We start from the raw sequence: 19,440 nt of genomic DNA, 5'->3' as shown, positions 1-19,440 counted from the left end.
ACCTACTGGGAAAGTGGATGGTGCGTCATTTGTGATCGATGCAACGCCTACAGCATCAGTTGCTTCAGGAGATCCCAAAAGTACTGAGTTTTGAGTTGCATCTGTTGCTTCTAATTCAATATTTGCTGGAGGATTCAATTCAGGTGCAGTAGTATCAATAATTGAGACAATTTGCACATCAGATGCGGTGTTTCCATATAGATCAGTAGTAGTCCATGTGACTAGTGTATCTCCAAAGGGAAACATGCTAGGAGAGTCGTTTGTGATTGATGCAATTCCAATTGTGTCATTTGTTACTGCATCGCCAAGTGATACAGACATTGGATCTGGACCAATTGCTTCGATCGTTAAATCTTCAGGAGCGACAATCTCAGGAGAAGTTGTATCAGAAATCGTAATTGTTTGAATGTCTGTAGATTCATTACCAGATGTATCAACTGCTCTCCAAGTGACGGTTGTCATTCCAATAGGAAATGATTCTGGAGCATCATTTGTGATTGATGCGACATCAACAAGATCATTAACAGTTGGCTGCCCCAAATCAGCAGGGTTTTCTGAAATACTTGAAGCTTCAAGTTCTATATCAGCAGGGGCAATAATTTCTGGAGGTTGTGTATCAACTACGTTGATAATTTGTTCAGAGTTTGAAATATTTCCATGTATGTCAGATACAGTCCATGTTACTGTTGTTTTTCCAAGAGGAAATGATTCAGGAGCATCATTTGTGATTGATGCAATGCTACTAACATCTTCCACAATTACATCACCCAAATTTACAATATTGCCTTCAAGTCTTGATGCTTCTACTGTGAGATCATCAGGAACGGCAATTGTTGGAGGTGTAGTGTCAACTACAGATACATTCTGTTCCATTGTTGAAGAATTTCCTGATTCATCAATTGCAGTCCATGTTACAATTGTATCTCCAATGGAAAAAACATCGGGAGCATCATTTGTGATTTGAACATCTTGAATGTCATTAACAGTTATTTCATTAAGAATTACAACATTGGAATTAACAGATGTTGCCTCTACTGTAATTGGTTGAGGAGAAACTATCTCTGGGGGTTGTGTGTCGATAATTGAAACTAGTTGTACATCTGTAGCGATATTTCCAGATGCATCAGAAGCCATCCAAGTAATTGTATAATTTCCTATTTTGAAGAGTTCTGGAGCATCATTTGTGATTGATAAAACCTGACCATTATCAATTACGGTTGCCTCACCAAGATACACTTGGTTCTGGTCTAGAGATTCTGCTTCAATGAAAATATTTTCTGGAACATATAATGACGGATTTGTTGTATCGACTACATTTATGGTCTGAATTGTACTGACGGTATTACCCATAATATCTGAGGCAATCCATGTAACTTCTGTAGTTCCTATAGGGAAGAATTCTGGAGCATCATTTGTGATTGATAGTACTCCTACGGTATCAGATACAGCAGGTTCTGCCAATTCAACCGTATTTTGGTTTGGATTTTCGGCCTCTACTGTAATGGTAGGCATTGGTGAAATCGTTGGGGGTATAGTATCAGATACAGTTACCTTTTGTGTGGCTATTGCCATATTTCCAGAACCGTCTATTGCAGTCCATATGACGGTGTTAATACCTAGTGTAAATTTGTCAGGGGCGTTATTCTCCAGCGATTTAATTCCACTTGCATCAGTAGCAACTGCCTGACCAACATTGACTGGTGTTAGGGCGCCGGTAGCTTCTATAACAAGATCATTTGGTGGAACTATTATCGGTTTTGTCAAATCACCTGGGATGGGGTTAACAGTTGGTAATGGTGTTGTGACGGCTGGAGTTTTTGGTGTCACGGGTGTTGAAGTCTGTTGTTGTATTACAATTGGAGTTCCAAATTTCTGAATTCTATGTCCGTTTGTATCAACGATGTAAAGATTTCCTTTGCTATCTAGTGTGACATCTTTTGGCATTTTAAATTGACCTGGTTGTATGCCCATGCCTCCCCATACTGAGATTGCAATTCCATTTGTGTTAAATCGTAAAACTCTATCACTGCCAGTGTCAACTGCATAAAGATTTCCCTCAGGGTCAATTGTGATTCCCTGCACCTTTATTGCCGTTCCACCAACACTAGAATCAATTATGCTAACAAAATTTCCATCAGAATCAAATTTTTTAATGCTGTTATCTCCTGTGTCAGAGACATAGATATTTCCGACAGGGTCAATCGCAATTCCTAATGGTGAGACAAACTTGTCGTCAGATATTCCACTTTTTCCAAATGACGAGATGTAATTTCCATCAGAGTCAAATTTTTGAATTCTATGATTTCCAGTATCAACGACAAAGATCATTCCAGATTTATCAGAAGATATTCCATTAGGTAGTAAAAATTCACCAGGGTTACTACCTTGAATTCCCCATTGGAGAATGAAATTTCCCTCAAGATCAAATTTTTGGACTTTGTGTAATTGGCTATCGACTACAAAGACTGCATCTTTCGTAGTGGTAATACCAGATGGTGATGAAAATTTGCCAGGATCACTTCCACTACTTCCCCAAGCTTTTAGAAACCCTCCAGCACTGGAGAATTTTTGGACTCTTTTATTACCCAAGTCTGTTACGTAGACATTATCGCTAGAGTCAATTGCTATATTTTGAGGATTGGAGAATTTCCCAGGGGAATTCAATCCTGATTCACCCCATTTCAAAATGAATGGATGACTGGAGCTTGTACTTGCAAATACAGGCGCAGTTCCTACAAGTATTACTGAAAATAATATGACTAGTAATGCTGTTGACTTCAACAGGCGTGAGTCTCTATATCTGAAAAAGATCTCACTAGTTAGGAATTATTGTAGTTTTTGTCAATTTTAGGTGAATTTAGAATGGTTTGTTTACTTCACGCGTAAATGTATAGCTGGCAATTCCAACCATTAGTAGAACAAATGCCGAAATGATTCCAATACTCATAATTGCAGAAACGCCCTCACCAACTCCAGTCATTAGTTCCCTGACCAGCAATACGGTATAGGTCACAGGATTCAGCTGGGCAGCAGTTGCCAACCAATCAGGTAAGAGCTCAAGTGGAAATAAGGCAGGACTCAGCATGAATAATGGCATTCCAAGAAAATTGATAATTCCCCAAAAGGTTTCTTGCGATTTTGCAGTAGCTGCTACAGTTACTGAGATTCCAGAAAAGCCCAAGGAGAACAATATTACGATAGCCATAATTGGTGCAATTACAAAGAAATTTGGAAAGCTAACACCAATTGCCAACGCAATTCCTATAATCAGACTTGCTTGTAATGCAGCAATTAGAGATATTGCAAGCATCTTTCCAAGTGCAATTGAAGAACGCGAAATCGGCGAAGTGAGTGCTTTGTTCATAAATCCATATCGTCTATCCCAGAGTGTATTGACACCACCAAAGATACTAGTGAAGATTGCAGTTAACACAATCACTCCAGGGGCCATGAATTCAATGTATTCCCCATCAAAACCAACTGCCTCAATGAGAGGTTGAGTACCAGCAAATGTATTACCGATTACGATAATCCAAATTGCGGGCTGAATTAATCTAATTAAGACACCACTGCGAGATTTTCTATATCTCTTTAGCTCCCTCCAAAATATTGTATAGGTATCAGAAATGATCAAGAGTTAAACCTCGTCATTCTTTTGTATCCTTTTTTACGAATTGAAGTTCCATTTTCATCACGAAGTTGATGTCCAGTATAATTTATGAAAACATCATCCAATGAAGGCTGTGTTAATGAAATTGTTTTGATTTTTATTCCATGCTCAGATGAGATTTGAAAAATTTTTGGAATTACTTCAGTACCATTTGAAGTAAAGACAGTAATTTTTTCTTCTTTGAGTTTGACATCTTTAACAAAAGATATTTCTTTTAATTTTGGAATTAGTGTTTGATTTTCAGTATCAAATAAACTAAATGTAATGACTTCATTTCCAAGAGAATTTTTCATTGATGTTGGTGAGTCAATAATTTGAATTTTGCCATAATCTATTATGCCAACTCTGTCACACAGGTTATCGGCTTCTTCCATATAATGCGTCGAAAGAAAAATCGACATCCCGTATTCTATGTGAATTTGTTTAATGTATTGCCAAATCTTTCGACGAGTTTGAATATCAAGACCTACAGTAGGTTCATCTAGAAACAAAACTTTAGGCATGTGTAAGAGTCCACCAGCAATATCCAATCGCTTTCGCATTCCTCCAGAATAAGTCACCACTGCATCATCCTGTTTTTCTGTCAATTCTATTAATGCTAGGATATCATCAATTCTTTTTTCTGAGATACTTTTTGGAATACGGTTTAGCCGTGCTTGAAGAAATAGATTTTCTCTTCCAGTTAGAAATTCATCAACGGTCGAATCTTGTTGGACATATCCTATATTCTCCCTAACCTTTTTTGCGTGTGTCATTACGTCATATCCAGCAACTAATGCCTTCCCAGAAGTTGGATTTAGTAGTGTTGTAAGAATCATCATTGTGGTGCTCTTTCCAGCACCATTCGGTCCAAGAAATCCAAAGATTTCACCTTCATCTACAGCGAATGAAACATCATTAACAGCAGTTACATCCCCAAATGATTTTGATAATGAGATAGTCTCAATTGAGTTCATGTCTATTAACGCTAATTGAATTATAAATTCTATCAGAATCTAGATCAGATTTTCATGAGAAAGCCATTCTGAGAATCGATCCGCAAAAAAAATTTATTTTCATGAAAAAATGAAGTTTTACATGAAAGGACTTTGTCACAAGTGTCATACCTCAAATGTGGATGTAAAAATTTCAGACGGGATGACTATCTGCGTTAATTGCTTAGAGAAAAAAGCATAGAGAAGAAACTCAAATTATTTGTTTAATCTTTTTTCTGATCTCTATTCCATGCAGCTCTATAATCTCTTTAATTTCCATAATTTCGTCTCCTTCTGGCCATCTTCCAACATTATCAAAAAACGTGTGTTGTGTATGGCACTCTAACCTGCCAATATACCAGCCATATGCAAAATTATAGTCATTATCAAATTTCCAGATTCTTTTCATTTGTGGTAATATTTCATTTAGCATTGTAGGAATACCTGCTATATGCTCTTGAATGTTTTTTTGGATTATTTCATAAACTTCAGAATCAGCTGACATGTCTAATCAAGAAAAATAATGAAAATAAATTTTGGGATACGACTTATTCAAGGTTTTTGAATTGCTCTTTTTTAAGAGTTAAGATGACCTTCTCACCAACACCCCAAATTTCAGATTTTGCAAGAATCTTTGTATTAAAGAGTCCATTGGATACTTCGATTGATTCAAGCTCATTTGTTTCGGTGTTTCTATGAAGTCTTTTGATTTTGCCTAACTTTTGTCCATCAATATCTACTACTGGAGAACCAACTGTTACTGGAGGTGTACTAAGCAGCAACATGTTGTCTGTAAATTTATCAATGTATGTCTCTGACAAAAAGTAATCTTTGTTGAATCCTTGATGTATGGTTACTCCAGATACTCTTAGGGTATCTTGATTTATGTGAATGTGTTTGACTTTACCATATTGGATTCCTTCCCTATCAATTACTTTTTTCCCTGTGAAATCATCGGCGGTAGTAAGATTCGAAGGCATTCCTTCTAGTTTTGTTGACATTAAGATGTATTCTGAAATTTCCTTATCATCCCAGATATCAGGATTTTCTATCAATGAGGTTAAATTACTTGACAAGTGATTCGTTTCATGGCTAAGAATAACGGGGATGCCTTTAAAGCAAAATTAGTCACCAAGGGACGAATTTCTGGAAAGAGTCATTCTGTTTGGCTAAGAGGTGTCATGTATGAGGATAAGATCTATTTTTCAAGACACAGACCAGACAGTGATTGGTTCAAAAATGCACTTGTAAACCATAAAGTACTCATACAATATGATGATCTGGAAGTCTCCGGAAAAGCGTCTTTAGTTACTGATGAAAATCTTGCAAAAAAAATTTCTGAATTAAAATATCCTGGAGAGGAAAGAGCAAAAGAACATAGAGTGAATCTTCAAGTACAGCCAGATTAGGAGTGTCAAAATCAATTTAGATATGATAACTCAAATGCTGTTTGGCGTTATCAAACACACTCACATTATAGTGCTAGATTCTATTTGAGTAATTATTGAATTTAATTAAGAGAGGCCAACATAGAGGAGTCATTGGTGTAGAGTCTGCAATAGTTATGATTGCATTTGTAATTGTAGCAGCAGCTTTGGCCTTTGTAGTTCTCAACATGGGTTTCTCAACTACTCAAAGAGCAAAGACCGCAATCATTTCAAGTTTAAGTGAAGCAAGCAGCTCAATTGAGATTGCAGGAAAAGTTACAGGTATCGGTGATGTCACAGCAGGGTTACTAAATGTTACAAACGTTCCAATTAAGGTAGCATCAGGCGGAGATTCTGTAAACATGAATCCAACTCTTACGGCAGTAAAGTATCTAAGTAATTCAGTCTCATATGATGATATCTTTGTTGGTGCTTTAGGAACTGGTTCTTATGTAAACATCACCCTAGCAATGGATGCAGCAATGAATACTGGCGGTTTCATCAATGCTAATACAGCAAGAGACACAGCAGGTAGTGGAAACGCAAATGCAACTGCAGCATTTCTATATTATGCAGTTAACAGAAATGATAATGTAATCATCGATCAAGGAGAGCATGCAAATGTTGCAATTGTCTTCAAATCAGATGAAAGACCATCAGCACTTGATAATCTAAGAGTAGAAATTCTAGTTCCAACTGGAGCTCCACTGACAATAGAGAGACAAGTTCCAAACGTAACTAATCTAGTTGTTGATTTAGGTTAAATCCTAAATCTTAGACTATGTGAATTATTGTACTAACCCCACGTCTGTCTGACTCTTGATTGTTATTCATTTCAGAAACAGTAACAGTAAATGAAATCACATCACGCTGCTTGCATTCTTCTGCATGTAGTTTTAGATGTAAATCCATAACATCAAATTCATTCTGTGGTAGATTGGTTTCGTCAATGAATGCCTTACAAGAAGATTCAGTCCTAAATCTATCATCTTTAAAATGAAAGCCAAGCTTTGTCTTTCTTCCTTCACGTCCAGTTGCTTTTACATTGACATCAATTATTCCTGGTTTTGATAGCGTATAGCTAGATGTTTTATTTACAAATACCCCAATAGGAAATGGCTTTCCTGCAGTGGATTCAGCCATCTTTTGAACGCCATCATTCATTACAACATCAACGCTTTTGATAGATTGTGCAATTTTTGCTATCCATTCATTGGTTCTCTCAATAGTAGAAAATATTCCAGCTCTTCGTTTTTTGTCCTCTTCATCTGGCAGTTTGTAGTAATCAACCCAAGCAAGATAATCTTTTGAAATATCCTTGATAAACTGCATACATGTAATTTTATAATCTTCAAGACTGTTTGCCCGTTCGGAACTCTCATCTGAACGTAATGAATCATAATCCATAGGTAATGCCATGAATTAACTTGGATTACATCTAAAAAAACCAATCCCAATAAATTCAATTATTAACTAGTCGTTGTAAAATTTCAGTCATGAGTTTTTCATCAATCGTAAAAGAATTACAGGATAAATTAAAATCAAATTTACCACAGATTAGATTTTTGCTAAAGAAAAATCCTGCAATAGCATACTCAAAGATTACAGAGATTGGCTTTGCAGTAGGAAAGAAACACAATATCAAATTAATCGTGAACTTTCCTCAGGAAGGGAAAATCGAAAATTTTGAGATGTATGGAAAACAAGATCTAAGCATAATCATTGATCAAACCAAAACAAACTTTCCCATTAGTCGTGAGATAATAAAAGAAAAAGCCAAAGAGTTGTTTACGGATTCAAAAACAGAGGATGCATACATGTATGAAGGAAAAGAAGGGGTAAAGGTATTTTTTGAGAAAGGTAGAATCGATATCTTACCCCATTCACTTCACATTTGGTGTGAGTTTACTAAAAGTGTTACTGAATTTTGTGATTGGCTTTTTGTAAATGTCTATAAATTAGATTAATGATTGTGAGATATTTTTTCTAAAAGTAGTTTTGCCTCTTGGTGTTCTGGATCTAATTCTATTATTTTGTTCAAGCATTGAGTTGCCAGTTCTTTGTTTTGTAAAAAGATCTGAATATTTGATTTTAAGAGTAATGTTTCAATGTCGTTTGGATTAATTGATAGTACACGTTCAAAGTATGACAAAGAAGTTTTGGCATCTTCTAGTATGTAAAAAATACTTCCCATGATAAAGAGAAAATCAGGGTCTTGGTCAAATTTTTTCTCGATACTTTTTCCAAATTCGATTGCTTCTTTATAGTCACCATTTTTGGCTAGTTTTCGTAATTTTCTTTTAGGATAATTAAACAGACCCATTTGATTTCATTCTAAATTGATTCAGTGTTTAAGTCTTGATTAGTACATGTTTAGGAAATACGCATGATTCCATTTTGTATCAAGAATTGAATTCCTTGTACAAAATCATTATCTGTGATGGCTCCATCTGCCCACCAACCAGCATTGTTTCTAATCCATGATGGAATTTCATTGGAATCAGAGCCACTCCCTTGAGTAGTGGACGGAATCTTCATGATTCCTTCTTTGATTAAAAATTGTATTCCTTGCACAAATGAGTTATCATCTATTTGTCCATCTGCCCACCATTTGGCATTGTTTTTTATCCAATCTGGAATCTGTACAGTGGTTTTTGGAGGAGATATCGTTTGTTCCCCTGAAATGGTGATGTCTATAGGAAGATAGTCAAGCTCATCCAGTGGAGGTACTATGTAGTCAGGGCTTGTACCATAAATCCAAATTACATAACGTGCCGTTCCAGGAGATTCATCGACGATAGTAAAAGTCCTGACTTGCCCCGATGCAGAATACAAAAAGTTCTTTCCTTCTTCTTGTGCGATAGAACGTTTGGGTTTAAGATTATCATCTACTACGAGAATATCATATTGAACTTGGTTTAGGAATTCCTCTTGGTTAAATTTATTCTTAAAACTGATAAACCATTCTATGCTACATCCGGTTGCAGGGTTTTTTGGTCCATATTTTATCTCAACTAAATATTTGAAATCTTTTGAAGGCTTTTTGATTGAAGTTAATTCATAGTTTTTAGAGCAACCTTCTTTTGCTTTCTTTGGTAAAACCTCTTTTACATTTGTGAAAGGATCTGACGTAATGTTCTCCTTGTAAGATAATAATTCAAAAATGTATTCAGCTGGAGGAATGCCCTCAGCTACATGAGTAAATGTTGATGCCTTGACAGGAAAAGGAAATCCATCTACAATCCAAACTTTGTTTACTGCGCCACCGGTTTTCCAAGTTAATTTAACGGTTTCAAATGTACCACCCTTTACTTTGATTGTCTCAATGCTTGTTGGTAGAATTTGTTCACCACCGATATTTGCTATCTTTCCCCAAGAAACTGCCTTGAATTCCCGTGGTCCTTTTCCGGAGATTCCAATATCTGCAGTTGCATATGCAGAAAGCCATGCTATAGAAGATTTGAATGCTGCACGATACGGAGTTAGATTTTCAGAACCACCACTTGGTTCAGGAGCTACCTTACCCATCTCCATATCCCCTTTCAATACAAAAGCACCATCATACACGACAGCTTCTGCAAGCCATTTTTCTTCAGAACCAACTGTTCTATCACCTTTAATCCAAAAATCAATTTGTAACGGACTACATTCTTCATAGTCTACATGACAAAAACTATACGAAAAATAATCACCTTGTTTTAGGCCTTCACCGACATACCAACTACCTTCCTTGTTTACACCGCCCTGTTGAAATTGTGCAAATGCTGTATGTAATGGAATATTTCCAGCAAATAATATGGCAACCAAAAGTAGGACAACAAATTTACTATTCAAGCAATCAGAATTGCGAATTTACCTAGTTAAAGGTTATTCAAATAAGCAAATATAGAGGCATATTCGAATATTTTGTAAATGTGTGATTGTTCAAAAGTCCACTTGTATGAAGTAGAATTCAAGCTTGACGGGATGATCGTAGTTCCAACACATAAGAATTGTGGATTCTCCCTCAATGAAAAGCAAGCAGATCAGTTTCAAAAAGATCTTGTTAAATCATGGGGATTTGAGCAAGATGACGATTAGTAAAAAAATTGAAAAATAAAAGAAAAGATTGAAAATCTAAACTTCTAAAATTGTTTAGTTGCTTCTTTGCAGACATCAGTACCGCATTTGCAATCTTCACTACAAATACAATGTCCTTGCATTGCGCAATCACATGAATAATCAGGATCGCCACTGTCTGCTTCGCAGCCACATGCTTGATCTGTCATGAGTTCAAGATCTCATACATGATTTTAAAGGTTTAGAATATAGATACGTACAGACTATTGATTCAATCCAGATAAGATTTCCTTTGATGCATTCTGGAGGGAATCAATTTGTTGGCTTATGATGGTCTTATCATTTTCTATGTCAAAGGCAGTTTTTAAAACATGAATGTATTCGGGGTTTCTGTGAAGGGTCTTTTTTATTGAGACAAAGTTATTCCTGTTAAGATATCCAAAGTAAAAGTAGCAATCAGATAAAAGAGAGTTTTTCAAAAGAAACTCATACTTTGATTTTATAATTTCAGAATCATTTGTTTTTCCAATCATTTCCGAAAATCCAATAGTTGATTTTAACATTCTCAATAAAAGCGAGGGAGTAGCCCTTTCTACACCAATACATTGTGTGACTGTCAAAAGGTGACTGTTAATTTTATTTTTTTTAAAACTTCTGGACAAACTTAGAAGATGTGTAGGGCATGGCCTAGTCATATTAAGTAAAGAAATCGCATCAGCTAAATAATATGCAGATGATTTTATCCAACAGGAAGCAAAACCATCATCATTCTTTATTCCTTCTTTTGCTTTAGAAGTACAAAAAAGTGATTCGATTAGGCATGATTTAGCATAGTCATCAAAAAATTTATTTTTGTTCTCATGAATTTTGCTTAAAAGCATCTTTAGTTCCCATGTTTCATCAAAGATAATCTTCATTGAATCAAATTGAACTAAAATATTGGAATTAGATTCTAAAAGTGTACCATGTTGAATTTTAATAAAATCATCATCCAAGCGTATGACACTTGAATCTTGATTTAAATCATCAAAGATAGTAACATTGTATTCACAGCAGTCATATGAAAAATCATGATATTTGCAACCGCCAATCCCTATGGGAAAATTATTGTGGGAAATCATTTCTAACAATTTTTTTTCATCCATAAAAAAGATAGAATATTATTTTCTATAAAGTATCAAACAGACTAATTTTTACAAACAAATGCAAAGTCAAAACATTGCTTTAAATTGCGATTTAAGATGATTTTTTAACAAGCTCCTGTGGTGTAGTCCGGCTAAGCATACTGCCCTCTCAAGGCAGTGATCCCGGGTTCAAATCCCGGCGGGAGCATTAGTTATTTTATCTTCAGAATTAATTTTGTAATTGTTTATTAAAAGAAACCACATCTTAGTTGGAGTATTGGGATTAAGAGATATTCCATTAAAGGAAGAATACAGATCAGATAGAGATGACATCATTAAGGAATTTTTCATTCCATGCCTGAGTAATTGCATAGAATATGATAGATGTATAGAGTATGTATCACTAAAGGGTCTCACAACATTATCAATGGGTTTTGATAATTTTGCAAAGAATAAAGCAAAATTAAGAATTGTTTCTGGACATAGGTTTAATGTTTCAGACCTTGCCATAATCAAAAAGATTTTTTCAGATCCTACATCCGGTTTAAATCTTCAAGCAGAAGATCCAAAATTTCGTCAAGTAAGAGAAATGGTAAAGAATCATCAGGTAGCAGTAAAAATTGCCATACCAAATTCGGATGACGTAGTTGGTTCTTTTAGTGAAAGAATTGGATTATTTATTGATGATAAGGATGATGTAGTAGCATTTAGTGGAACATCAAACAGATCATTTAGTCTTGATAATAGAAATTTTGAATCAGTGGATGTATTTACTTCCTGGAATGATAAAAGCCGAGTAGACACAAAGATTAAAGATTTTGAAAATTTGTGGGAAAACAAAACAAAATATGTTGAAGTCTATGATTTTAATTACGCAGAAAAAAATAATTTGTTAAAATTCTCATCAGACTGGGTAATTGAGAGAGATTAGGAAAAATTCATACTAACTCGTTCTTTGTTTTCAAGGAAGTTTATTTTAGAAATTTTATAATAGATTACTTCACCTCTTTTCTCCACTACTGCAATGATGGGTTCTTTTCCCATTTGCGTAATCTCTTCGACTTTTTGTTGAAGTTTACCAATCTTTTCTTGCCTCCCTTCGTTTAAACCAAATACCAAATACTTTGCTCCTTTTTCGCCAAAATGTCCCCTATCATAAACTCGAAAATCAAAACCAAATCCAAATCCATCTTTTACAGTATAACCTCGAGTCTTCAAATCTCGATAAATCAGGAATTTAGTAAGAATGTCCTCATCAAATTTTATACAAATTTGCATCAAGGTATCAAAGTCTACAAGTTTACTTCCTTTGTGAAGTTTAAGTTTATTTGAATACAACAGATAAAGTGCTTCAAAAGGTTTGAGAAAAAATTTTTTTTCAGTTAAATCTCCGTATCCTTTTAGCTCTAAATCATGTTGCATTGCAGAGTCAGAAATCAAAGTTTGATCGTCAATTAACATACCCTCTACATTTGGCTCCGAGTCATTATCCATAATGTTTGAGATTAGCATTACAATATATGAATCCCATGAGAATCAAAATTTACGAATAATCGTGGCTAACCGTTAAAATATGGGCATCTAACTCACTTGGTCATAAGTGAGAATATGCACGGTGCAAATTACAGAAAAAGTAACGGACAGCCCTACGCTAGAAAAAAGTACATCAAGGGTAAACCTCAGATAAAAATTGCAAAATTTCAAACTGGCAAGATGGGAGATTATGATTTTTGTGTCCAGTTACTGGTAAATGAAAAGATACAGATCAGACATATGGCAATAGAATCAACAAGGCTTGCAGCAAACAAGACCATAGAACAAGTAACAGGTGAAACAGGATATTATTCAAGATTAAGAGTATACCCGCACATATTATTACGAGAAAATAAGATGATTGCAACAGCAGGTGCAGATAGACTTCAAGAAGGAATGAGAAGAGCATTTGGAAAAGCAGTTAGTTTGGCAGCTAGAGTCAAACAAGGTCAAGTAATCTATGAAGCACATGTCAAAAAAGAGCATTTGGAACACACAAAAAAGGCACTCAAGAGTGCATGTGTAAAATTACCAGGCACCCCAACAATCAAAGTCATTCCATTGAAATAATAACATCAGGGAAAAACCAGTTTCAAAAATTCTTTCTCTCTTGATTTTAACATCTCAACGAATTCGGAAAATTCCTCTTCTGTAGGATTTCGTTTTAAAATTCTCCTACACTGATAATAAAATGAATTGTACAATCTTCCAATGAAAATTCCATATGCAAATGAATCACGATTAGATGATAATTTATCAAGCAAATTTACAATGGATGATATTTCAGATGAATTTAAAAAAACTTCATTAATTTTTTCATTCATCTTATTTTCCAATATTTTATCCATACAGTACTTTACTCATTTAGGATAAAAATAATCGCAATAATCAGTACCCTTTAATAGAGAAACTCGAAAACATCGATTGAGCAGTTGTAGTACAGTTTGGTTAATATTCGAGCTTGCCAAGTTCGTGACCCGGGTTCGAATCCCGGCAACTGCATCTAATTTGAATTAGATGATTCTATACCACGTTTTATTATCTCTAATGCGTTTGTGGCTTTTTCAGGCCTTGGCAACTGAATCATAAAGACATTATCTTTACCAATCTCAGAATGCGGTGAAGATATTGCAAGCATTGACGTCTTTGCCAATAATTCAAAAAACTCTAAAGAAGTATTTGCATTAAGCAATATCTTTTCGTTGATTCCACCATCTGAAAATGTAAGTAAGACCTCAACAAAGACATGTCCTAATCCATCTTGTAAAATATTCAAATTAGTATCAACAGATATTGGTTTTCCAGCAACTTTTTGCATGATTTCATCAAATCTTTTTTCTGACAGTATGATACATGGGATTTTTGTGCCATTGTAATCAAATGTGGTAATTCCTTCATGTACTTGCTCGAGTAATTTTTTCATTTCATCTTGTGTCATTTCTAATCTTCCTTGAGTTTTGGAACTATCTTGTCACTAGCCTTTATTAAAAATGGCGAAATGAACGCCGTAATAATTGAAATTAAACCAATTAGAGGAAACACAAAGCTGCTAACTGCACCTATGTCAACTCCAGTTTTGACAATTACAATTGAGAATTCTCCTCTTGGTGCAGCAAGTGTGAAAGCAGATCGTAGTGATTTTCTTCTTTTCTGTCTGAAAATGAAATTCCCTAGTAAATTTCCTCCAAATTTCATAAAAGTTGCTACCAAAATTAGCACCAGAGCCAAAATAATGTAATCTCCAACTTGACTAACATCCATTAATGCACCTACAGAAATGAAGAAAATTGCTACAAACATGTCTTTAATTGGACTTGATATTATCTTGGAGACTTCAGCAGACTTTGATTCTGCTACCAAAACCCCTGCTAGAAATGCCCCTATTGCAACAGATAGACCCACAAAATTGGCAAGTAATGAGTATCCAAAGCAGAGTCCTAATACACTCAAAAGCAGAATTTCGCGATGTTCTGCAGCTGCTACTCTGTCAATAAGTTGAGGAATAATTCTCGTACCAATTGTAAATGTGCCAACTATCAATCCAGTTGCTACTAAGACCACAACCACGATTCCTTCTATTGAAACACTTCCGACTAGTGCAATAGATTGTAATGTAGAAATCAAAATTACGGCAACGACGTCTTCGATAATCAATATACCCAAAACCAGAATTGATGATTCTCTCTTAATTTTGCCCATGTCAGTCAGAATCTTTACAATTACTGCAGTACTGCTAATTGATAACGCAGCACCCAAAAACAATGAATCCATAAAATTCATGCCAAATGAATTTGCAGTTAAAAATACCACCCCTAGTGTTGAAAACAATCCAATCGTTCCGACCCCTACTGCTACTTTACCAATAGATTTGATCTTTGCATATGGAAATTCTATACCTATAACAAATAGTAACAAGATTACACCAATCTCAGCAAAAAGATTCAACGCGGAAATATCTGCAAGTATGCCTATTCCCTCCAAATGACTAGAAGGTTCTACTTCAGGAAGTAGCCAAGCCCACAATGGAGAAAGAGGTCCAATGAGCATTCCTGCAAAGAGATAACCAATGATTAGGGGTTGCCTAATTTTGAAGAATGCTAAAGTAACTACTGCGCCTATTATCATGATAATAGCCAAGTCAGTAACAAAGTTCGTGTGACTTAGGTCCGGAGTAATTTGATCAATAATATTTGAAAAGCTTTGACTGATAGAATCTTGGATTTCATCGGCTCCAGTTTGTAAAAAATAATCTCTCAATGATGTGATGTATTTTATTGACTTTAAAAAGACTAACAGAAGAACGGACTATCTTATGAAGAGCCAAATGTTTAACGTCTTTATTCTTGCATTGTAAAAAACATCTGTAGAATGATGATTAGGTGATCTGAATCATGATGAAAGACACCTGGGGTATCTGACTACTCTTTGGTAAGAACACAATCACCATCTTATTAATAGTACGGTACATTACCGTAATTTATGATAAGATGTGAATACTGTCCAAAAAACTTTGTAGAGAGCATGAATGGTCTGGCTGAAAAGACATTTCACGAGTTGTTGCATGAGCCAGAAGTAGTAAACAATTAGCTCTCATCTCTTTTCTTTTTATCCTAACTTTTTTATCTATTCTTTAATCTCTGAAGGGAGTGGCTGGAAAGACAACAAAAGTAACAAAAAAGACTACAAAAAAGGAGCCTACACAAGCTGCACTATTAAAAAAAGTTGCAACCGTGTCAGATACAACAAAAACATTATCAAAAGAAATTAAATCAATGACAAAGATTTTTGCCGATAATCAAAAGGTGCTTATCTCAATGAAAGGAATGATCGATACATTAACAACAGCTATTGAACATATGCAAAAACAATCAAAGCAAATTAACATTTTAGAAGAAGATACTCAAAAGTTATTTTCAGGATTAAGTGAGGTAAGAAATCACTCCAACATAATTTCAAAAATTAACGATCAGACAAATAGATTGCAAGAAGAGCTTAAAAAAATTGAGGATGTTCAGAAATCATCTCCAGAGTCTGCAAAACTATCTCAACAGGTTTCAGAGAGCATGGATTCGATTAAGAATAATTCTCAAATGATAATCAAAATTGCGCAAAGAGTGGACGAAGTTCGAGATGATCTAAGAAAAGTTTCAGCAAAGACAGAGAATGCATCTTCAATAAATGCAGAATTAAGTAAACTAAAAGAGACATTAAAAACAATTACAGAGCAAACAAGTAAGATTCAGAGCACTGACATTTCAAATCTAAAATCAGAATTGCAAAAAATGTCAGAAAAAATGGATTCTACATCACAGATTAAAGCTGAGATCACAAAAATACAAAAACAGATTGAGTCAATATCTACCCGCGCAGAGAAGATAGATTCTTTGGGAACAGTAATTGAGGGTCTGAAAAATCAATTTCAGGCAATATCAACCAAGGCAGAATCACTTCTGAATCTCAGCGGTAAAATTCAGAATTTAGAGGGTGAAATCAACTCCCTAGTAAAGAGATCCGAGGCAACTGCATTTATGGGTGAAAATCTAAAATCTGTTCAGAGTGAATTCTCTGATTTCAAGGATAATGTGTATAACAAAACCAACACGATAGAGCAAAAGATATCTACACTGTCAGATTTGGTCAAGAGATCAGAAGATGCCAGTTCTGAGTTTCACAGAAAGACGGACAAGGTCTTCCAGGAATTACAAGGAATTAAGAATGTAACAAACAAAGCATCTAGTGATTCATCAAAAGAGATGATGGCTTTGCTAAAACTATCAGAGTACCAATCAACAATTAGGATGACTTCTGAATCAAAATATGGAGAAATTAAAGACCTTGAGAGTATGGCATCTCAAACTGCAGAGATAGTGAATTTGTTTGATAAGGTTTCAATTGAATCACAAGAAAAGATGCCAGTTCCTCACGAAGTTAGACAGTGGGCAGTTAGCAAGATTCTTGATTGTGCAGACAGATGGGAGATTAGATTTTCAGATGTTTTTAACATACTATCAAACAATCTGGGTAAAGACCTTCTAAAAGAATCAATTAGACTGCAGCAGGTCAGAGATATTTTTGGAATTAGGGGAGTAGACGAGTTAAGAAAAGAGCTTGGAACTACCTAGACATCATTAGCAAGATCGTATGCCTTGAGTTGTTGGTTCTTTCTTTTCAATACAGCAAAGATTCCCAAAATTGCTGCAATCCACATTGTACTAAAGATAATATTTTGAACACTAACGTACATGTAAGGAGTTGCATTCATGATATTTTCACGTAATTCAATTGCACTGTGTTTGATACTTGTCATACCAGTGTGATATGCTGAACTATCTCTAGGAGATGAAGATATTTTTTCTGCAGTTGCATACATACTATCTAGCGAAGATTGCATGAGTCCAAAATCAGTTTCTGCAGTTGCAAATATCCAGACGGGGTTTCCTTCTTTTGGAAGTTGATCTTTTATTTCAAGTACATTTACCATGACTGCTTGTGGTTCAGTAGCTCGGCTTATCTCACTGAGATAACCTCTTGAAAGATCCAATGGATATACGTCCTTTCCGTATCCATCAAAAGCCATAAAGGCACCAAACACGATTATTCCAACAATTCCTATCATTGCAAGTTTGTATCCGTAATTTGCCATCTTCTCTGCCTTTGTTACTACGTGATTGGAACTTGATTTAATTCTTTTAAATCTTGAGTGGGAGAGGCTCAGATAAGCAATATAGAAGAATCCCAATGTTTGGATTCCTATTATTGGAGCAAAAACAGGATTATTAGAAAAAACCGAAATTAAGATTCCTAATAGGCCGTATATGCCAAAGAAGATTTCAAGCAGAGTGGTTTTGGTAAATGGTAGATTGTATGCTTTATCACGCCAATCATCAGTGTTTTTTATAATACCATATTTTGGAGTTCGCAAGAATTCGTTCTTCTTACCCAATACTGCATCAAAGACTGCAACCGTATTATTTACAGACATTCCGGCGCTGTAAAGAAGTAAAGAAGGCAGAACCTTTGCTTTTGATTTCCAAGATTCATGATAGAGTTTCTGAATTACAATAAGATATGCGCCAGGACCCATTGCAAAATATGCTGCAATTGTTAATGCGGGAAGAAAGCTGACAACATACAGATTCATGTTTGCTGCAAGCAATACAGGCAAAGATAGAAACTGAACAAGCATTAGTGGAAAAACAATGTGTCGAGTTAATTGAATAAAGGCTTGAATTTTTGCTTCAACTGCAATCTTTCTTTTTAATGCAATTTCTCCGAGTAATTTTATTGCACATTGAATTGAGCCTTTTGCCCATCTAAACTGTTGCCTCTTTGCAGCATTCATCTGGACTGGAAGCTCTGCATCAACTACAATGTCAGGTAAGAAGAGGCATTTCCATCCTTTCATTTGTGCCCTATAGCTCAAGTCAAGATCTTCAACAAGGGTAGCAGTATGCCATCCACCAGCGTCCTCAATACATTCTCTTCTCCAAATTCCGGCGGTTCCATTAAAATTCATAAAAAGATGAGAGTTACTCTTTGCTTTTTGTTCTATTAAAAAGTGAAAGTCCAAACTAAGTGCTTGAGCTTGGGTGATGGCAGAATAATTTTCATTTACGTGTCCCCAACGGCATTGAATTAATCCAATGTTAGAAGTTACAAAATGAGGTATTGCTTTTTTGAGGAACCAGCTTGGAGGAATAAAGTCAGCGTCAAATATTGCCACAAGTTCTGTATTAGTGGATTTCATAGCATGTTTTAGGGCACCTGCTTTGTAGCCACTTCTAGTTCCTCGTCTGACATGTTCTATTTGAAATCCTTCTTTTTTTCGCTCTTCAACTAAATTTTCTAAGAGTTCAACGGTATCGTCATCAGAATCATCAAGAACCATAATTCGCATTTTTTCTTTTGGATAATCCATTGCACATACTGCGTTAACTAAACGAGCAGCAACATACTTTTCATTATAGATTGGAAGTTGAACTGTAATTGTGGGTTCGTCAGTTTCAATTACGCCAAGCGCATCTTTTCGCTTTGATGAGAGAAATGCAAGATAATAGAAATTGGCTGTGTAAGCAGTAATTAGAATGGCGGCAATGATGAAGAGATCAAAGACTAATTGAGTAAAAGGATTAGCGCCCATCCCTAAATGGGCA

General features: G+C 35.3%; 22 protein-coding genes and 2 tRNA genes. 9 read left to right on the top strand and 15 right to left on the bottom strand.

The window, feature by feature from the left end:
- The 5 genes from C6988_RS04845 to C6988_RS04825 form a co-directional block, all read right to left on the bottom strand.
- Positions 1-2,781 (bottom strand): HYR domain-containing protein (locus tag C6988_RS04845; RefSeq protein WP_182133926.1); only part of this gene is annotated, 2,781 nt, incomplete at its 3' end.
- Positions 2,782-2,857: 76 nt separating this feature from the next.
- Positions 2,858-3,634 (bottom strand): ABC transporter permease, encoded by a 777-nt coding sequence (locus tag C6988_RS04840; protein ID WP_182133925.1) that lies wholly within the window; start codon positions 3,632-3,634, stop codon positions 2,858-2,860.
- Complete coding sequence (locus tag C6988_RS04835; RefSeq protein ID WP_182133924.1) at positions 3,631-4,626, bottom strand: ATP-binding cassette domain-containing protein; 996 nt, start codon at positions 4,624-4,626, stop codon at positions 3,631-3,633. The genes C6988_RS04840 and C6988_RS04835 overlap by 4 nt, the downstream gene beginning before the upstream one ends.
- A gap of 229 nt (positions 4,627-4,855) precedes the next feature.
- Entirely contained in the window at positions 4,856-5,149 is a 294-nt protein-coding gene (locus C6988_RS04830; RefSeq protein ID WP_182133923.1) for a hypothetical protein, read from the bottom strand.
- A gap of 43 nt (positions 5,150-5,192) precedes the next feature.
- Complete coding sequence (locus C6988_RS04825) at positions 5,193-5,720, bottom strand: PRC-barrel domain-containing protein (protein WP_255464244.1); 528 nt, start codon at positions 5,718-5,720, stop codon at positions 5,193-5,195.
- A gap of 12 nt (positions 5,721-5,732) precedes the next feature.
- Here C6988_RS04825 and C6988_RS04820 point away from each other — a divergent pair, with 12 nt between their 5' ends.
- Both C6988_RS04820 and C6988_RS04815 read left to right on the top strand, forming a co-directional pair.
- A complete protein-coding gene (locus C6988_RS04820) occupies positions 5,733-6,053 on the top strand; it encodes a pyridoxamine 5'-phosphate oxidase family protein (RefSeq protein WP_182133922.1) in 321 nt (106 codons plus the stop codon).
- 95 nt (positions 6,054-6,148) lie between these two features.
- Positions 6,149-6,835, top strand: a complete 687-nt coding sequence (locus tag C6988_RS04815) for an archaellin/type IV pilin N-terminal domain-containing protein (RefSeq protein ID WP_255464243.1) — start codon at positions 6,149-6,151, stop codon at positions 6,833-6,835.
- A 10-nt stretch (positions 6,836-6,845) separates the two neighbouring features.
- Here C6988_RS04815 and C6988_RS04810 read toward each other — a convergent pair whose 3' ends face one another.
- A complete protein-coding gene (locus C6988_RS04810; RefSeq protein ID WP_182133921.1) occupies positions 6,846-7,490 on the bottom strand; it encodes a hypothetical protein in 645 nt (214 codons plus the stop codon).
- A 77-nt stretch (positions 7,491-7,567) separates the two neighbouring features.
- Here C6988_RS04810 and C6988_RS04805 point away from each other — a divergent pair, with 77 nt between their 5' ends.
- Positions 7,568-8,038, top strand: coding sequence for a DNA-binding domain-containing protein (locus C6988_RS04805; protein ID WP_182133920.1), 471 nt, complete (start codon positions 7,568-7,570; stop codon positions 8,036-8,038).
- On the opposite strand, the gene C6988_RS04800 is transcribed toward C6988_RS04805, so the two are convergent.
- The gene (locus C6988_RS04800) at positions 8,035-8,394 is read right to left on the bottom strand and encodes a tetratricopeptide repeat protein (protein ID WP_182133919.1); all 360 of its coding nucleotides are present in this window, start codon (positions 8,392-8,394) and stop codon (positions 8,035-8,037) included. The two genes, C6988_RS04805 and C6988_RS04800, sit on opposite strands and share 4 nt — an antisense overlap.
- Positions 8,395-8,444: 50 nt before the next feature.
- Positions 8,445-9,905 carry a peptidase gene (locus tag C6988_RS04795; RefSeq protein ID WP_182133918.1) on the bottom strand — a complete coding sequence of 487 codons (1,461 nt, stop codon included), beginning with the start codon at positions 9,903-9,905 and terminating at the stop codon, positions 8,445-8,447.
- 78 nt (positions 9,906-9,983) lie between these two features.
- Between C6988_RS04795 and C6988_RS04790 the strand changes: the two genes are divergently transcribed.
- The gene (locus C6988_RS04790; protein WP_182133917.1) at positions 9,984-10,151 is read left to right on the top strand and encodes a hypothetical protein; all 168 of its coding nucleotides are present in this window, start codon (positions 9,984-9,986) and stop codon (positions 10,149-10,151) included.
- 44 nt (positions 10,152-10,195) lie between these two features.
- Here the strand turns inward: C6988_RS04790 and C6988_RS04785 are convergent, their stop codons facing one another.
- Together C6988_RS04785 and C6988_RS04780 are read right to left on the bottom strand one after the other, a co-directional pair.
- The gene (locus C6988_RS04785) at positions 10,196-10,339 is read right to left on the bottom strand and encodes a hypothetical protein (RefSeq protein ID WP_182133916.1); all 144 of its coding nucleotides are present in this window, start codon (positions 10,337-10,339) and stop codon (positions 10,196-10,198) included.
- A 54-nt stretch (positions 10,340-10,393) separates the two neighbouring features.
- The gene (locus C6988_RS04780; protein ID WP_182133915.1) at positions 10,394-11,275 is read right to left on the bottom strand and encodes a hypothetical protein; all 882 of its coding nucleotides are present in this window, start codon (positions 11,273-11,275) and stop codon (positions 10,394-10,396) included.
- 111 nt (positions 11,276-11,386) lie between these two features.
- On the opposite strand from C6988_RS04780, the gene C6988_RS04775 reads away from it, so the two are divergent.
- Together C6988_RS04775 and C6988_RS04770 are read left to right on the top strand one after the other, a co-directional pair.
- Positions 11,387-11,462 (top strand) — tRNA-Glu (locus tag C6988_RS04775).
- Positions 11,463-11,495: 33 nt separating this feature from the next.
- Entirely contained in the window at positions 11,496-12,185 is a 690-nt protein-coding gene (locus C6988_RS04770) for a phospholipase D-like domain-containing protein (RefSeq protein WP_255464240.1), read from the top strand.
- Here C6988_RS04770 and endA read toward each other — a convergent pair.
- Positions 12,182-12,766: a tRNA-intron lyase gene (endA, locus tag C6988_RS04765; RefSeq protein ID WP_255464239.1), complete on the bottom strand. Its 585-nt coding sequence runs from the start codon at positions 12,764-12,766 to the stop codon at positions 12,182-12,184. The two genes, C6988_RS04770 and endA, sit on opposite strands and share 4 nt — an antisense overlap.
- A 96-nt stretch (positions 12,767-12,862) precedes the next feature.
- On the opposite strand from endA, the gene C6988_RS04760 reads away from it, so the two are divergent.
- Entirely contained in the window at positions 12,863-13,357 is a 495-nt protein-coding gene (locus C6988_RS04760) for a 50S ribosomal protein L16 (protein ID WP_182133933.1), read from the top strand.
- A 5-nt stretch (positions 13,358-13,362) separates the two neighbouring features.
- On the opposite strand, the gene C6988_RS04755 is transcribed toward C6988_RS04760, so the two are convergent.
- A complete protein-coding gene (locus C6988_RS04755) occupies positions 13,363-13,611 on the bottom strand; it encodes a hypothetical protein (RefSeq protein ID WP_182133914.1) in 249 nt (82 codons plus the stop codon).
- A 104-nt stretch (positions 13,612-13,715) separates the two neighbouring features.
- On the opposite strand from C6988_RS04755, the gene C6988_RS04750 reads away from it, so the two are divergent.
- Positions 13,716-13,789, top strand: a tRNA-Gly gene (locus C6988_RS04750).
- A gap of 1 nt (position 13,790) precedes the next feature.
- On the opposite strand, the gene C6988_RS04745 is transcribed toward C6988_RS04750, so the two are convergent.
- Both C6988_RS04745 and C6988_RS04740 read right to left on the bottom strand, forming a co-directional pair.
- On the bottom strand, positions 13,791-14,225 hold the full coding sequence (locus C6988_RS04745) for a hypothetical protein (protein ID WP_182133913.1): 435 nt from the start codon (positions 14,223-14,225) through the stop codon (positions 13,791-13,793).
- Between the two features lie 2 nt (positions 14,226-14,227).
- A complete protein-coding gene (locus C6988_RS04740) occupies positions 14,228-15,544 on the bottom strand; it encodes a cation:proton antiporter (protein WP_182133912.1) in 1,317 nt (438 codons plus the stop codon).
- Between the two features lie 389 nt (positions 15,545-15,933).
- On the opposite strand from C6988_RS04740, the gene C6988_RS04735 reads away from it, so the two are divergent.
- A complete protein-coding gene (locus C6988_RS04735; RefSeq protein WP_182133911.1) occupies positions 15,934-17,409 on the top strand; it encodes a coiled-coil domain-containing protein in 1,476 nt (491 codons plus the stop codon).
- Here C6988_RS04735 and C6988_RS04730 read toward each other — a convergent pair.
- The gene (locus C6988_RS04730; RefSeq protein ID WP_182133910.1) at positions 17,406-19,427 is read right to left on the bottom strand and encodes a cellulose synthase family protein; all 2,022 of its coding nucleotides are present in this window, start codon (positions 19,425-19,427) and stop codon (positions 17,406-17,408) included. The two genes, C6988_RS04735 and C6988_RS04730, sit on opposite strands and share 4 nt — an antisense overlap.
- Between the last annotated feature and the right edge of the window lie 13 nt (positions 19,428-19,440).

The organism is Nitrosopumilus sp. b1 (assembly GCF_014078545.1).
Taxonomy (GTDB): domain Archaea; phylum Thermoproteota; class Nitrososphaeria; order Nitrososphaerales; family Nitrosopumilaceae; genus PXYB01.
This window is presented reverse-complemented; position numbering and strand designations above follow the sequence as displayed.

Excerpts from the sequence above, each read along its gene's own strand:
- endA (WP_255464239.1), bottom strand. The coding sequence starts at position 12,766 with ATGCTAATCTCAAACATTATGGATAATGACTCGGAGCCAAATGTAGAG.
- C6988_RS04820 (WP_182133922.1), top strand. The coding sequence starts at position 5,733 with ATGGCTAAGAATAACGGGGATGCCTTTAAAGCAAAATTAGTCACCAAG.
- C6988_RS04730 (WP_182133910.1), bottom strand. The coding sequence starts at position 19,427 with ATGGGCGCTAATCCTTTTACTCAATTAGTCTTTGATCTCTTCATCATT.
- C6988_RS04780 (WP_182133915.1), bottom strand. The coding sequence starts at position 11,275 with ATGGATGAAAAAAAATTGTTAGAAATGATTTCCCACAATAATTTTCCC.
- C6988_RS04800 (WP_182133919.1), bottom strand. The coding sequence starts at position 8,394 with ATGGGTCTGTTTAATTATCCTAAAAGAAAATTACGAAAACTAGCCAAA.
- C6988_RS04745 (WP_182133913.1), bottom strand. The coding sequence starts at position 14,225 with ATGACACAAGATGAAATGAAAAAATTACTCGAGCAAGTACATGAAGGA.
- C6988_RS04805 (WP_182133920.1), top strand. The coding sequence starts at position 7,568 with ATGAGTTTTTCATCAATCGTAAAAGAATTACAGGATAAATTAAAATCA.
- C6988_RS04785 (WP_182133916.1), bottom strand. The coding sequence starts at position 10,339 with ATGACAGATCAAGCATGTGGCTGCGAAGCAGACAGTGGCGATCCTGAT.
- C6988_RS04790 (WP_182133917.1), top strand. The coding sequence starts at position 9,984 with ATGTGTGATTGTTCAAAAGTCCACTTGTATGAAGTAGAATTCAAGCTT.
- C6988_RS04760 (WP_182133933.1), top strand. The coding sequence starts at position 12,863 with ATGCACGGTGCAAATTACAGAAAAAGTAACGGACAGCCCTACGCTAGA.
- C6988_RS04830 (WP_182133923.1), bottom strand. The coding sequence starts at position 5,149 with ATGTCAGCTGATTCTGAAGTTTATGAAATAATCCAAAAAAACATTCAA.
- C6988_RS04755 (WP_182133914.1), bottom strand. The coding sequence starts at position 13,611 with ATGAATGAAAAAATTAATGAAGTTTTTTTAAATTCATCTGAAATATCA.
- C6988_RS04810 (WP_182133921.1), bottom strand. The coding sequence starts at position 7,490 with ATGGCATTACCTATGGATTATGATTCATTACGTTCAGATGAGAGTTCC.
- C6988_RS04835 (WP_182133924.1), bottom strand. The coding sequence starts at position 4,626 with ATGAACTCAATTGAGACTATCTCATTATCAAAATCATTTGGGGATGTA.